The 13,823-nt window shown below is 73.7% G+C and carries 13 protein-coding genes; 6 read left to right on the top strand and 7 right to left on the bottom strand.

Annotated features, from left to right (window positions below):
- Nucleotides 1–81: 81 nt before the first annotated feature.
- The 4 genes from AC3RJ8_RS08965 to AC3RJ8_RS08950 all read right to left on the bottom strand — a co-directional run bounded on the left by AC3RJ8_RS08965 (nt 82) and on the right by AC3RJ8_RS08950 (nt 3,057).
- Entirely contained in the window at nt 82–804 is a 723-nt protein-coding gene (locus AC3RJ8_RS08965; protein ID WP_489715541.1) for a PAS and ANTAR domain-containing protein, read from the bottom strand.
- Nucleotides 805–897: 93 nt separating this feature from the next.
- On the bottom strand, nt 898–1,473 hold the full coding sequence (locus tag AC3RJ8_RS08960; protein WP_489715540.1) for an ANTAR domain-containing protein: 576 nt from the start codon (nt 1,471–1,473) through the stop codon (nt 898–900).
- A 121-nt stretch (nt 1,474–1,594) separates the two neighbouring features.
- A complete protein-coding gene (locus tag AC3RJ8_RS08955) occupies nt 1,595–2,281 on the bottom strand; it encodes a GAF and ANTAR domain-containing protein (protein WP_489715539.1) in 687 nt (228 codons plus the stop codon).
- Between the two features lie 98 nt (nt 2,282–2,379).
- Nucleotides 2,380–3,057, bottom strand: a complete 678-nt coding sequence (locus AC3RJ8_RS08950) for a GAF and ANTAR domain-containing protein (RefSeq protein ID WP_489715538.1) — start codon at nt 3,055–3,057, stop codon at nt 2,380–2,382.
- A 180-nt stretch (nt 3,058–3,237) separates the two neighbouring features.
- On the opposite strand from AC3RJ8_RS08950, the gene AC3RJ8_RS08945 reads away from it, so the two are divergent.
- Nucleotides 3,238–5,025: an ABC transporter ATP-binding protein gene (locus AC3RJ8_RS08945; protein WP_489715537.1), complete on the top strand. Its 1,788-nt coding sequence runs from the start codon at nt 3,238–3,240 to the stop codon at nt 5,023–5,025.
- A gap of 35 nt (nt 5,026–5,060) precedes the next feature.
- Here the strand turns inward: AC3RJ8_RS08945 and AC3RJ8_RS08940 are convergent, their stop codons facing one another.
- Nucleotides 5,061–5,330 (bottom strand): acylphosphatase, encoded by a 270-nt coding sequence (locus AC3RJ8_RS08940; RefSeq protein ID WP_489715536.1) that lies wholly within the window; start codon nt 5,328–5,330, stop codon nt 5,061–5,063.
- Nucleotides 5,331–5,395: 65 nt separating this feature from the next.
- Here AC3RJ8_RS08940 and AC3RJ8_RS08935 point away from each other — a divergent pair, with 65 nt between their 5' ends.
- The 5 genes from AC3RJ8_RS08935 to AC3RJ8_RS08915 all read left to right on the top strand — a co-directional run bounded on the left by AC3RJ8_RS08935 (nt 5,396) and on the right by AC3RJ8_RS08915 (nt 11,325).
- Nucleotides 5,396–5,851: a MarR family winged helix-turn-helix transcriptional regulator gene (locus AC3RJ8_RS08935; protein WP_489715535.1), complete on the top strand. Its 456-nt coding sequence runs from the start codon at nt 5,396–5,398 to the stop codon at nt 5,849–5,851.
- 43 nt (nt 5,852–5,894) lie between these two features.
- A complete protein-coding gene (locus AC3RJ8_RS08930) occupies nt 5,895–6,323 on the top strand; it encodes an organic hydroperoxide resistance protein (protein ID WP_489715534.1) in 429 nt (142 codons plus the stop codon).
- Nucleotides 6,324–6,356: 33 nt separating this feature from the next.
- Nucleotides 6,357–8,798 carry a glycoside hydrolase family 3 protein gene (locus AC3RJ8_RS08925; RefSeq protein ID WP_489715533.1) on the top strand — a complete coding sequence of 814 codons (2,442 nt, stop codon included), beginning with the start codon at nt 6,357–6,359 and terminating at the stop codon, nt 8,796–8,798.
- Nucleotides 8,799–8,917: 119 nt separating this feature from the next.
- Nucleotides 8,918–10,324 carry a hemolysin family protein gene (locus AC3RJ8_RS08920; RefSeq protein ID WP_489715532.1) on the top strand — a complete coding sequence of 469 codons (1,407 nt, stop codon included), beginning with the start codon at nt 8,918–8,920 and terminating at the stop codon, nt 10,322–10,324.
- The gene (locus tag AC3RJ8_RS08915) at nt 10,321–11,325 is read left to right on the top strand and encodes a hemolysin family protein (RefSeq protein WP_489715531.1); all 1,005 of its coding nucleotides are present in this window, start codon (nt 10,321–10,323) and stop codon (nt 11,323–11,325) included. The genes AC3RJ8_RS08920 and AC3RJ8_RS08915 overlap by 4 nt, the downstream gene beginning before the upstream one ends.
- A gap of 16 nt (nt 11,326–11,341) precedes the next feature.
- Here AC3RJ8_RS08915 and AC3RJ8_RS08910 read toward each other — a convergent pair whose 3' ends face one another.
- Both AC3RJ8_RS08910 and AC3RJ8_RS08905 read right to left on the bottom strand, forming a co-directional pair.
- Nucleotides 11,342–12,133 carry a PucR family transcriptional regulator gene (locus tag AC3RJ8_RS08910; protein WP_489715530.1) on the bottom strand — a complete coding sequence of 264 codons (792 nt, stop codon included), beginning with the start codon at nt 12,131–12,133 and terminating at the stop codon, nt 11,342–11,344.
- A gap of 65 nt (nt 12,134–12,198) precedes the next feature.
- Nucleotides 12,199–13,683 (bottom strand): LuxR C-terminal-related transcriptional regulator, encoded by a 1,485-nt coding sequence (locus AC3RJ8_RS08905; RefSeq protein WP_489715529.1) that lies wholly within the window; start codon nt 13,681–13,683, stop codon nt 12,199–12,201.
- Nucleotides 13,684–13,823: the final 140 nt, after the last annotated feature.

The raw sequence follows: 13,823 nt of genomic DNA, 5'->3' as shown, positions 1-13,823 counted from the left end.
TTCTCGCGTCCTCGCCAGGTCAGAGCACGCCCGGTTCCTCCCGGGGTGCCGACGGGACGGTCCGGTCTTCGGTCATCGGGCTCACCTCGCTGCGGAGCGCACGTCGTGCCCCGCCTCGGGAGCACTCCGCCCGCTGTCGTCGCGGACGTCGGCCGTCACCACCCGGTGCCCGAGCAGGCCGTCGAGCCGCGCGCGCCGCCCGGCGCGGGGCTCGCCGGCGAGCTCGAGGACTGTCTGGGCGATCTCACGCAGGGGGACGTTGCGCCGGTTCGAGGCGGTCCGCAGCAGTTCGAACGCCGCCTCGGGTGCGATCCGGTAGATCGCCGTCAGGGAGCCCTTGGCCCGTTCGATCGCGCCGCGGCTGCGCGAGGAGGCCTCGATCTGGCGGGTCGCGAGGGCGCTCGCCCGCTGCTGGACCGGTTCGCTCACGTCCGTGGCGTAGCCGTGGAGCGTCGCGCCGGCCCGCGCACCGGACGCGGACGGCTCGACCTGCCCGACGACGACGACGGACCGTTCCCGGCCCGCGGCGTCGACGAGGCGGTGCAGCGCCCCGAAGGGTTCCTCGGTCGGGCGGGCGTCGCCCAGGAACCGTGCGAGCCGCGCACGGTCCGCGGGGTGGTGGTGGGCGAGCACCAGGTCCGTCGTCGGCACCACCTCGCCCGGGACGAACCCGTGCAGGGCATAGATGCCGTCGGACCACCACCACTTCTGCGTCGTGAGGTCGAGCCGGTACTGCCCGGTCGGTCGGGGGCCACGGGCGGCAGGTTCGTCGAAGGGCACGCGGAGCTCCAGTCTGCGTCTCACCGAGGAGCCGCTTCCTGACTCACCAGGGAAGAAAGGACAGACTGGGACTGCCGAACGCACGTTTGGTCCGCCGGAGCCGCGTCCTCGCGGAGGTCAGTGGCGCTGCGCCTCCTGCAGCACGGCCCGCGCGGTCTCGGTGAGCGTCGCCCCTTGGTGGCGCGCGCGTTCGAGCAGGGCGTCGTACGCGTCGGCCATCTCGAGGCCGAGGAGGTGGGCGAGGACTCCCTTGGCCTGCTCGATGGTCACCCGGCCGGCCAGTGCGCGCCGGAGGCTCTCGGCGAGCTCGTGCTCGCCCATCGTCTCCGGCTGGGCGATGACGAGGGTCAGCATGTCGGCGAACGCCTGGGCCGTGCGCCGGGTCTGCGGGCTGGGCGCCGCCGCCTGGCGCGCGAAGATGTTGAGGCCGCCGAGCACGCTGCCGTGCCAGCCGAGGGGGAAGGCGTAGGCGCTGTGGAACCCGGCGGCGACGATCGCCCGCCCGACGGACGGCCAGCGGGTGACGATCTCCTGCTCGCCGCCGGCGGTGACGGTGTCCCCGGTCGTGAGGACGTCGACGCACGGACCCTCGTCCCGCTGCGCCTGGGTAGACCTCCAGGTGGGTCGCGAGGTGGTCCGTCGCGGCGAGGATCTCGAGGCCGTCGGCGCCGGGGGCACGCACGAGCAGACCACCGACGTCACCCTGCGACAGGGCGGTGGCGTCCCGGGTGAGGCGATGCAGCAGCTCGGTGACGTCGTGCTCGTGGACCAGGGCGGACGCTGCTCTCGCGAGTCTCGGTGGGGTGCGGCAGCGTCATGGCTCCTCGGTCTCTTCGTTCTCGTCGTGGGAGAAGGTCATCCGTCGGTCGAGCACGTCGTCGGCGACTCGTGCCAGGTCGATGTCGAGCGCGTAGGCGTGCGCTCGCAGGACGGCCAGCGCGTCGTCGGGCGCGATGTGCAGCTGCGCGGTCACCATCCCGGTGGCCTGGTGGACGCGCGCCTTCTGGGTCCAGTCGAGCGTGTCCAGGTCGCTCATCAGCGAGGTGCCGACGGCGTCGGCCAGGAACTGGAGGTCCTGGGTGCTGCGGGCCAGGCCCTCGGCCGTGACGTAGAGGCTGAAGACACCGACGAGCCGGGCCCCGGCGTGCATCGGCACGGCGTACACCGTCAGCGGGCCGTCGATCGACTTGGCCGCCTCCTGGGCGAAGACCGGGAAACGGTTGGGCGAGTCCTCGATGCTGACCACCACGAGGGAGTCGTCCTCGAGCGCCTGCTGCACCGGCCCCTGGCCGAGCACGTCCTGGAGGGCGTCGATCGCGGCGAAGTCGTCGGAGGTGCTCACCGCCACGCGGTCGCCGGGCACGGCGGCGACGGTGAGCGTGCCGCCCTGACCGTGGAGGATGTCCACGCACGCCCGGCACAGCCGCGCGGCGAGCGGCAGCTCGGCGTCCGCGGTCGCCAGGGTCTGCGCGAGCAGACCCAGCAGCTCGTGGGGGCTCACCCGGTCGTCACCTCGTTCCTCCGTCCGGGCCAGTGTTTCACCGATGGCGGGTCGACGGTCGGTCGTCGGCCCGGCCAGCGCGTCCCGCGGCGGGGGGCTCACGTGCCCGCCGACCGCTCGTCGACGATGTCCCCGCTGCCGGGGGCGAGCAGCGAGCGCAGGACGGTCGTGGCGACCTCGCGCTCGCTGATGCCGCGGTCGGTCGCCGCGGACCGCATGAGCTCGGTCGCTGCCTCTTGCGAGCAATCGTTGGTCTGCATCACCGCTCCGACCGCCCGCTCGAAGAGCGTCGAGGTCGCCGTGCTGCGCAGGAGGCTCCCGGCGGCGTCGTCGAGGTCGGCGAACTTCAGCTGCAGCCGGACCGCGGACGCGATGAGCCGGGCGTACGCGTCGGCGTCGGAGACGAGACGCTCGTCCCAGGAGCCGTCGTCGCGGGCGTAGAGGTTGAGGGCCACGACGATGCCGGGCGCCGCGACCGAGGGGACGGCGAGCGCACGGGCGAAGCCTTCGTCGAGAGCCTGCTGCCGCCACCGTGGCCACCTGTCGTCCCGGACGACCGACGCCACCTCGACGATCGCACCGGTCGCCATCGCCTCGACGCACGGACCGGCGTCGGCCATCGCCTCCTGCTGGTCGCACCGTGCCGCGCCGCGGTCGCTGCTGCCGACCTGGAGCGTCATGCCGTACTGGCGCATCGTCAGGCTCGCCTCCAGGTCGCCGTCGAGCATCCCCGCGGCACGGGTCGCGCACTCCTCGAGGTAGCGGGAGATGGGCATCAGTACCTTCCTGTGGCGACCGGCGCCACGCGCAGGCCTCCCGCGTGGAGTCCCACGCCGGTCGCCGGCGGGAAGCACCGTGCTGCGTGCTGCCCGTCTTGCACGGTACGCCCCCGCCCCGCGGGGACGGGACGCACGACGTCGCGACCACGAATCCCGGCGAATCGATACGATCGACCCATGCGCCGGAAAGCCCTTACCTACGCCTCGGACCTCGAACGGGTCGACGGTGCCCACCCCGTCCGTTCGCTCCTGCGCCTGCTGGGGACGCAGCCGCGCCGGCTGACGGTCGCCCTGTACGCGTTCACCGTCAAGGAGATCCCGCTGTGGTTCCTGCCGGTGATCACGGGAGCGGTGATCGACATCGTCGCCGAGGGCGGCAGCGTGTCGTCGGTCCTGCTCTGGTTCGCGCTGGCGGCCGTTCTCCTCGTCCAGAACTACCCGCACCACATCGTCTACACCCGCCACTTCATGACGGTGGTGCGCGGGCTGGGCGCACGGCTGCGCAACGCGCTCGTCGAGCACCTCCAGGGGCTGTCGATCGGCTACTACGCGCGCTCGAGCGCGGCGCTCGTGCAGTCCAAGGTGGTGCGCGACGTCGAGAACGTCGAGCTCATGCTGCAGCAGGTGACCCACCCGCTGCTCTCGGCCCTCATGGTGCTGGTGGGTGCCGTGACGATGACGGCGATCAAGGTGCCGGAGTTCCTGCCGGTCTACGCCCTGGCGATCCCGACGGCGCTCGTCATCCGGCGCACGATGGCGCGGCGCTCGCGGTCGCGCAACGAGCTGTTCCGCCGGGAGATGGAGAGCTTCGCCACCCAGGTGGGGGAGATGGCGTCGCTGATCCCCGTGACGCGGGCGCACGGGCTCGAGCGCACCGCGACCACGCGCGTGGCCTCCGGTGCGGACGAGGTGCGCCGCGCCGCGTTCAACCTGGACATGCTCAACGGCCGGGTCGCCTCGGTGTCCTGGGTGGCCATGCAGTTCCTCGGGGTGTGCTGCCTGGTGCTCGCCGCCGTCGTCTCCCTGACGGGCTTCATCGCCATCACCCCGGGCGAGGTCGTGCTGCTGTCGACGTACTTCGGGCTCCTGACCCAGGGGCTCACGCAGGTCCTCAACCTGGTACCCGTCACCGCGCGGGGCGTGGAGTCCATGCGGTCGATCGCCGAGGTGCTGTCCGAGCCGGACCTCGAGGCCAACGAGGGCAAGCAGACCGTGGACGACGTCCATGGACGCCTGCGGATCGAGCACGTCACGCACCGCTACCCCGAGTCCGAGGAGGACGCCCTGGCCGGGGTGGACCTCGAGGTGCGCTCGGGCGAGACCGTCGCCTTCGTCGGGTCCTCGGGGTCGGGGAAGTCCACCCTGCTCAACCTGGTTCTCGGCTTCGTCCGTCCCTCCAGCGGGCGCATCCTGCTCGACGGCCGGGACATGGCCGGGCTCGACCTGCGCACGGTCCGACGCTTCGTCTCGGTCGTCCCGCAGGAGTCGGTGCTCTTCGAGGGAACGGTCCGCGAGAACGTGGCTTACGGCCTCGTCGAGCCCTCCGACGAGCGGGTGGTCGGCGCGCTGCGTGACGCCAACGCGTGGGACTTCGTCAGCGCCCTGCCCGAGGGGCTGGACACCGTCGTCGGGCAGCGCGGTGCGCGGCTCTCCGGTGGTCAGCGCCAGCGGCTGGCCATCGCGCGGGCGCTGGTGCGCGACCCGCGCATGCTGTTCCTCGACGAGGCGACCAGCGCCCTGGACCCCGAGGCGGAGGCGACCGTGCGCGACGCGCTGAACAGGCTGATGCGCGGGCGGACCACGCTCGTCGTGGCGCACCGGCTGTCCACCATCCGCCAGGCCGACCGCATCGTCGTGCTCGACCGCGGCCGGGTCGTCGAGGTCGGCGACCACGACGAGCTGCTCGCGCGCGGCGCACGGTACGCGGCTCTGCACGCCGCGCAGGAGGGCGGACTCAGCGACTGACGGGCGAGCGCCGGCCCGGCGCGCGGTGGGCGGGCTCAGCGGGTGCGGAAGCCTCGCTCGCCGCGCGCGGGCACGGCCGTGACGTCCGCGCGGGCGACGACGGCACCCGCCGGCCCGGTCCGCAGGAACGCGACGACCTCCCGGACGGTGGCCTCGTCGCCCTCGACGACCGCCTCGACGGTGCCGTCGGGCAGGTTGCGCACCCAGCCGGCCGCACCGGCCTGCCGGGCGACCTGCTCGGTGGCCCAGCGGAAGCCGACGCCCTGGACCCTGCCGTGCACGACGACGTGAAGGCTCGTGCTCATGCCCTCCACGGTAGCGGTCGGCACAATCTATTGCGCGCAGTTGAATAGCGTGCAATGGTTCTTTCATGCCGGACGCCGGAGCATCATCCGCCCTCGACCCGATGCTGTGCTTCGCCGTGTACTCGCTGGAGCGCAGGATCGGCCGGATCTACGCCGAGCTCCTCGCTCCGTGGCGGCTCAGCTACACCCAGTACGTCGTCCTGACGGTGCTCTGGGCGAACCATGACGTCCCGCTCACGGTGGGCGAGCTGGGCCGGTTGCTCGACCTCGACTCGGGGACCCTGTCGCCGCTGGTCAAGCGACTCGAGACGCGCGGCCTGGTCGCACGCCACCGTGCCGCGGACGACGAGCGGGTCGTCCTGGTCTCCCTCACCGACGACGGCCGCGGCCTGCGCGCCGAGCTGGCGGACCTGCCGCGCCGCCTGGCCGCCCGCATGCCCGCCGCCCCCGGCGAGGCCGCGGAGCTGCTCGCGCGCGTGCACGCGGCGTCCGAGCGGCTGCCCCGGCGTGCCGACCTCTGACCAGCACCACACCAGCACCACTCACGACGAGAGGAACTCCACCATGCCCACCTCCATCGCCTACACCGCCGAGGCGCTCTCCACCGGCGCCGGGCGCGACGGCCACGTCCGCTCCGACGACGGCCGGGTCGACCTCGACATGGCGATCCCCAAGCCCATGGGTGGCTCGGGGGACGGGTCCAACCCCGAGCAGCTCTTCGCCGCCGGGTACGCGGCGTGCTTCCACTCCGCGCTGCAGGCCGTCGCCCGGTCCCAGAAGGTGCGCCTGCACGACACCTCGGTCGGCGCCCGGGTGCACATCGGCCCGGACGACCAGGGCGGCTTCGAGCTGGCCGTCGAGCTTGAGGTCGTCGTCCCGGACCTCCCGGCCGACCAGGCGCAGGCGCTCGCGGACGCCGCCGAGAAGGTCTGCCCGTACTCCAACGCCACCCGCGGCAACATCGACGTGCGGGTCACGGTCGTCGAGGGCTGAACCAGCGGTGCGCGGCCGCGTAGAGTACGGCGGGTGATCGAACGAGAAGCAGGGATCGGCGCGGCCGCGCACAGCACCGACGAGCTCGCCCAGGGGCGTGTCCAGCTCCGGTCCGAGGACCGCTGGATCCCGGAGGGCATGGCAGCGGCCTGTCGCCGGGCCGCCGCCGAGGGCATCGTGCTGCTGAAGAACGACGGCGGGCTCCTGCCTGTCGCTGGGAGCGCTACCATCGCCGTCTTCGGGCGCGTGCAGCAGGACTACTTCACCGTGGGCTACGGCTCCGGCGGCGACGTGCGCCCGCCGTACCAGTGGAACCTCCTGGACGCCCTGCGCGCCAGCGACGAGGTCGACGTCGACGTCGACCTCGCCGAGCGCTACGTCGCCTGGTGCGCGGCCCACCCCGTCGAGGCCGAGCCCGAGTGGGGCACCTGGCCGCGATCGCACCCGGAGATGCCGCTGTCGGCCACCGAGGTCGCCAAGGTCGCCGAGCGCACGCCCTTGGCCCTGGTCGTCGTCGGACGGTCCGCCGGCGAGGCGCGCGAGCAGGCCCTCGAGCCCGGCAGCTTCCACCTCACCGAGGACGAGCGGGACCTCCTGCACCACGTCACGACGGCGTTCGAGCACACCATCGCCGTCGTGGACACCGGCAACGTCATCGACCTCGCCTGGACCCGGGAGTACGACCTCGACGCCGTCCTGCTCGCCTGGCAGGGCGGGATGGAGTCGGGCCGCGCCGTCGTCGACGTGCTCACCGGCGCCGTGCCGGCCGGCGGGAAGCTCACCGCCACGATCGCCGACGAGTACGCCCATTACCCGAGCGCCGGGCACTTCGGCGGCCACGAGCACAACGAGTACGTCGAGGACGTCTACGTCGGCTACCGGTACTTCGAGACGTTCGCCCCCCAGCACGTGCTCTACCCGTTCGGGTTCGGGCTCGGCTACACGACGTTCGACGTGCGCACCGCGGGCCCGCGGCACGACGACGGCACCGTCGTCGTGCCCGTGACCGTCACCAACACCGGTGCCCGCCCGGGCACCGAGGTCGCCCAGGTGTACGTGCGCGCCCCGCACGGCCTGCTCGGCCGCCCCGCACGCCACCTCGCCGCCTTCGTCAAGACCCGGGCGCTGGCCCCCGGTGAGACGCAGGAGCTCGAGCTGCGCTTCGACCTCGCGGACGTCGCCGCCTACGACGACGCCGGCCGCACCGGTCACCGCTCGGCCTACGTCCTGGAGGCGGGTCGCTACGAGGTGCTGCTCGGGACCGACGCGCGGTCGGCCACCGTGTGCGGCGACGTCGTGGTCGACACCCTGCGGGTGGTCCGGCGGCTGCGCGAGGTCGCCGCCGTGGAGCCGACGCACGCCTTCGAGCGCCTCGTGGCACGAGCCGGGCAGGACGGCGGCACCGTCGCCGGGCACGAGCCGGTCCCCGTCGCCACCGTCGGGCGCCGCGAACGGGTGCTCGCCGACCTGCCCGCGCCGGTGGAGCGCACCGGCGACCAGGGCGTCGTGCTGGCCGACGTCGCCGCCGGGCGGGCGACCCTCGAGGAGTTCGTCGCCCAGCTCGACGACGACGAGCTCGAGGCGCTGAGCCGGGGCGACTACGTCATGGACTCCGCCCTCGGCACCCCCGGCAACGCCGGCGTGCTCGGCGGCACCATCGCCTCCCTGCGTGACAGGGGCGTGCGCGCGCTGACCACCACCGACGGACCGGCCGGCATCCGGCTCGCGACCCACACCTCGCTGCTGCCCTGCGGGACCGCCCTGGCGTCCACGTGGGACCCGGCGCTGGTGGAGACGCTCTACGGTCACCTGGCCGAGGAGATGGCCGCCAAGGGCTCGGACGTCCTGCTGGCCCCCGGCATGAACATCCAGCGCGACCCGCTGTGCGGGCGCAACTTCGAGTACTTCTCGGAGGACCCGCTCCTCACGGGCCGCATGGGCGCCGCGACGGTGCGCGGCATCCAGCACGCCGGCCTGGCCGCGTGCCCCAAGCACTTCGCCGCGAACAACCAGGAGACCAACCGTGAGCACCACGACTCCCGGGTCTCCGAGCGTGCCCTGCGCGAGATCTACCTGCGCGGCTTCGAGATCTGCGTCGCCGAGGCCGCTCCCCGCACCGTCATGACCTCGTACAACAAGATCAACGGCACCTGGGGCCACTACCACCACGACCTCGTGACCACGGTCCTGCGGGGCGAGTGGGGGTACACCGGAGCCGTGATGACCGACTGGTGGCTGCGCGAGTCCGTCGACCCGGACTTCCCCGCCCTGCGCAACGACGCCTACCGGGTGCGCGCCCAGGTGGACGTCAACATGCCCGGAGCGTGGGACCGCGACGTCCAGACGGGCGACGGGTCGCTGCTGGAGTCGCTCGCCGACCCGGACGGGATCACGCTCGGCGAACTGCAGCGCACCGCGGCGAACGTCCTCCGCCTCGTGCTGTCGGCTGCGCGCGGGGACCGCGCCGTCGGATAGCATCCTGCTTACACAGATTCGCTGGGAGGCGTGGAAAGACTCGTGAGCAGACCTGCGGCATCCGCAGACAGTGACAGTACGCCGGGTACCGCCGGCTCCGGGACGATCGGCGGTGCCCGTTGCTGATCACCCTCGGGACCCTGCTCCTGGGATTCGTCGTCATCGCTGTCGTCATCGCGGCCAACGGCTACTTCGTGGCCCAGGAGTTCGCCTACATGTCGGTGGACCGTTCCCGGCTCGGCGCTCGCGCCGAGGACGGTGACGCCACGGCCGTCCGCGCGCTCGCCGTGACCCGGCGCACCTCGTTCATGCTCTCCGGCGCCCAGCTGGGGATCACGGTGACCGGCCTGCTCGTCGGGTACGTCGCCGAGCCCCTCGTCGGGGAGAGTCTCGGCGAGATCCTCGGGGTGGTCGGGGTGCCGGCCGGTGTCAGCGTGGCCGTCGGCACCGTCCTGGCGCTCGCGGCCTCGACCGTCCTGCAGATGATCTTCGGAGAGCTGTTCCCGAAGAACCTCGCGATCGCCGACCCGGAGCCCCTGGCGCTGCGCCTGGCGCGGTCCACGCAGATCTACCTGGCGGCCTTCGGTTGGCTGATCACGGTCTTCGACCACGCGGCCAACGCTCTGCTCCGGCTGATGCGGATCGAGCCGGTGCACGACGTCGACTCGAGCGCGACCGCCCGCGACCTGGAGCACATCGTCGCCGACTCGCGCCAGAGCGGCGACCTGCCCGAGGACCTGTCGATGATGCTCGACCGCATCCTGGACTTCCCGCAGCGCGACGTCGAGCACGCGATGGTGCCGCGTTCGCGCGTGGACACCGTCGACGTGGACACGACGATCGGCGAGGTGCGAGCCCGCATGGCCACGGCCCACACCCGCTACCCCGTGACCTCTGAGGAGGACCAGCCGGTCGGGGTGGTGCACCTGCTCGACGTGCTGGGCGCATCCGACGACGAGCTGCCGGTGTCGCGGATCATGCGTCCGGCGACCGTCGTGCCCACGCTCATGCTCCTGCCGGACGCGCTGGCCGAGCTGTCGGCGGTCCACGACGAGCTCGCGTGCGTGATCGACGAGTACGGCGGCTTCGCGGGCATCCTCACCCTGGAAGACCTGGGCGAGGAGGTCGTCGGCGAGCTGCGCGACGAGCACGACGTCGACGAGGACGAGGTCGTGGAGCCTGACGGGCCGGGGGTCTGGCGCATGGACGGCGACGTCCACCTGGACGAGGTCGAGCGCGCGATCGGCCACGACCTGCCGCGGGGCGACTACGAGACCTTGGCCGGGCTCGTCATCTCCGCGGCGGGGAACCTGCCGGAGGTCGGCGAGGTCGTCGACGTCGAGCTGCCGGTGGACCCGGCCGACCTGGCGCTCGAGGAACCGGTGCGCCGGGCGTTGCGCATCGAGGTGCTCGAGGTCGAACGTCGCGTGCCGGCCACCGTCCGCGTGGCCCTCGACGAGCCGCTCGACGAGAGCGCAGAGAGCGCGGAGCCCGCCACCATCCAGGACGAGGGAGAGCTCCGATGAACAACCCCTGGATCGTCCTGGCGGTCACCACGGCGCTGATCGCGCTGAGCGCGTTCTTCGTGGTCGTCGAGTTCGCCCTGCTCGGCGCGCGTCGCCACCGTCTCGAGGAGAGGGCGGCGACGAGCACCGGTGCGCGAGCGGCCCTGCGCGGGGTGAACGAGCTGACCGTCATGCTCGCCGGCGCCCAGCTGGGCATCACGGCCGCCACGTTCGCCCTGGGTGCGGTCACGAAGCCCGCGGTGGACCACTGGCTGGCCCCCGTCCTGACCTCGTGGGGCCTGCCGTCATGGCTCGCCGACTCCGCGTCGTTCGCGCTGTCGCTGCTGTTCGTCACCTTCCTGCACCTGGTGGTGGGCGAGATGGCGCCGAAGTCCTGGGCGATCGCGCACCCGGAGCGCTCGGCGATCCTCGTCTCGCCCCCGGCGCGCGCGTTCATCTGGCTCTTCCGGCCGCTGCTGCTGTGGATCAACGGCGTGGCCAACCGGCTCGTGGCCGCGACCGGCGTGGAGCCGGTCGACCGCGCCGCCGTCGGCGGGCAGGACGCGGCGACCATCCGTCACCTCGTGGAGCACTCGGCCGAGGTGGGGGCGATCGACGCCTCGATCAGGACCCCGCTGTCCGGCGCGCTCGACCTCACCACTCAGCGGGTCTCCGCGTTCGTCGCCCCCGATGCCCGCCCCACGGCGGTCGCGGCCTCGGCGACGGTCTCCGACGTGCAGGATGCCTCACGGCAGTCCGGCCACCTGCGCATCCTGGTGGAGTCCGCCGGTGGCCCTCCGGGCGTGGTGCACGTGCGCGACACGCTCCTCGAACCGGTCGACCGGCCGGTCCGGGACCTCGCGCGTCCTGTCTTCGTCCTGGCGCCTGACCAGCCCGTGCACGAGGCGTTGTCGGGCATGCGCCGCGCCGGGGAACAGCTCGCGGTGGTCATGGACGGGTCTCGGCTCGCCGGCGTCATCACCCTCGGCGACACGTTGCGGCGGGTGATACCCAGCTCGTGACGGCCCCGTGCGCAGGTCACGACACCTGGCCCGTGCGGCGCTCGTGCCACGCCGCGCGGCGGTGGGCGTGCAGCGCCAGGGTGAGGTCGACCAGGTCGCCCGGGCGGTCGATGCGTCGGCCCGTGACGCGCTCCAGCCGGCGCAACCGGTTGGTGACGGTGTTGCGATGACAGCCGAGCCGTCGCGCGGCCTCCCGGGTCGAGCCGTCCGCGGCGATCCAGTGCGCGAAGGTGTCGAGCACGACCGCGCCGTCCGGCTCGTCGGCGTCTGCCAGGGGACCGAGAACCTGGCGACGCAGCTGGTCGGCGAGGGTGGGGTCCGCGTCGAGCACGGCGACCGGCAGGTGCGATGAGAGGTCGACGTGACCACCGTCGGGCGGGCAGAGGTCCAGCGCGGTCACGGCCTGGCGGCGCGCGTCGGCGAGCCCGGCGAGACCCTCGGCGGGCATGCTCACCCCGAGGCGGACGCCGGCGGGCAGCGTCGCGCCACCGAGGTCCGCGACGTGGTCGCCGTCCAGCAGGACGATGCCGTGCTCGACCGGGTGCGAGACGTGCCAGTGCACGCGGACCCCGCCCGTGGCGACCGTCGCGCGGGCGGTGGCGCGCCGTGCTCGGCCGGGTGCCTCGAGCGCCACCACGCGGAAGCGGCCCCCGACGGGCATGCCCAGCGTGACAGCGGCACGGCGCAGCTCGGCGAGCGGGCACGAACCGTCCAGGACCGAGGCGACGAGCTGGTGCCGAGACCGGGCGGGCGTGCTGCCCACCCCCGTCCGGGACGGGGCCGGTGCGGCCGGTGCGACGTCGGGCATGGCTCCTCCTCCCGGACGACGCCGGTGTCGTCCCGTCACAGCATCGCATACCGTCTGGTCGGTCTCTAGGCGGCGCCGGGGCGCGGAGCCGTGACCCGGCGCGCGAGCTCGACGCGGGAGCGCACGCCGAGCGCGACGAAGATGTTGCGCAGGTGGCAGTCGACCGTGCGGACGCTCACCGACAGCCGGACGGCGATCTCACGGTTCGTCGCACCGTCCGCCACGCACCGGGCGATCCGTCGCTGGTGGGGCGTGAGCACCTCGAGCCCGGCCGGCGGCGGGACGCTCGTGCCGGCCGTGCCGGTGGCGTCGGGTGCCCCGGTCGCCCGCCGTTCCGCGCGGGCCAGCGCGGCCCAGGGCACGGCGCCGCAGCGGTCGAGGAGCTGGTAGGCGTCGCGCAGCCGCCGCCGCGCGTCAGCCGGTCGGCGGTGACGACGCAGCCACATGCCGTGCAGCAGCAGGGTCCGGGCGCGCTCGAAGCCGCCGCCGGCACCGAGGTGGGCGTCGTGCGCCCGACGGTAGAGATCGTCGGTCTGCTCCGGGTCCGACGCCAGCACCGCGTCGCAGCGCAGCAGCAGCGCCGGTCCCTGAGGGTCGGCGGCCGACCTGGTCCACGCGGACAGCTCAGGCATCGCGGCACGCGCCACGTCGGGGTCGCCGGCGGCGACGGCGGCCTCGACGAGTGTCGGCAGGACGAGCCCGCGCAGGGCGAAGTGCGCACCGCCGTGGGACGGGGCCAGCAGCGAGGTCAGGCGACCCGCCGCGTCGGCCGGGCGCCCGTCGGCGAGCTCCGCACGGGCCAGCGCCCACTCGGCGAGGGTGACCGGCGTGGCGAGTCCGTGCCGGCGTGCGGTCCCCAGGGCCGCGGCGGCATGGAGGGGCACGTCGGCGAGGGGGCCGAGCACAGAGGTGACCAGCGCCAGCACCGCGCGGTGGTGGGCGGCGGTGTTGACCCGGCCGGACCGACGCGCGGCGTGCCAGCCCGCGACGGCGTGGTCGCGCGCCTGGGCGTGCCGGCCGGCCCGCAGCTCGGCGTAGGCGACGTGCTCGGTGGCACGGGCGACCAGGGCAGGGTCGCCGGCTGCCCGTGCGGTGGCGAGGGCCCGGGCTCCGGCGCGGCACGCCGTGGTGACGTCCCCCGTCAGCAGGGCCGCGGTGGCCGCGAGCCGCAGCGAGTCCGCCTCGTGGGCGCCTCGCAGCTGTTCGACCACCCGGCGCAACGGCTCCGCGGACTCCTGCGGTCGTCCCTCGAGCAGCGTGTGCAGCCCTCGCAGGTAGTCGCGCGGCGGCCCGGCGTCGGGGGTGCACGCCGCCAGACCGTGGGTCACGGTGTCGCGGCAGGCCGCGAGGTCTCCGGCGGACCAGGCGGCGTCGACGGCGCCCAGGACGGCTGCCATGACGTCGCCGGGGACGGCGGTGCCGGGACGTGCCACCAGGGCGTCGCGGGCGAGGTCGAGGCTGGCACAGGCGTCGGTGGCCGGGCCGTCGGCCTGGAGCTGCTGTCCGCGGGCCAGCTCGACCAGTCCGGGCGGGGGCGCCGTCGTCTCCATGGGCCGAGGCTAGGCGGATGCCGTCCAGGCGCCAGCCGGCGTTGTGCCCGGCCCCGGCCGCCGGCAGCCGATGCTGTGCGGGGGCACACGGGCGGGTGGCCGCACGACGGTGCGACCACCCGCCCGGTCGGGGGGAGCGG

Source organism: Isoptericola sp. MSGPD8_1_ISO-PGPR-S23-394, from assembly GCF_058072785.1.
The sequence above is the reverse complement of the archived record's forward strand: the minus strand, read 5'-3'. Positions and strand labels throughout refer to the sequence as shown.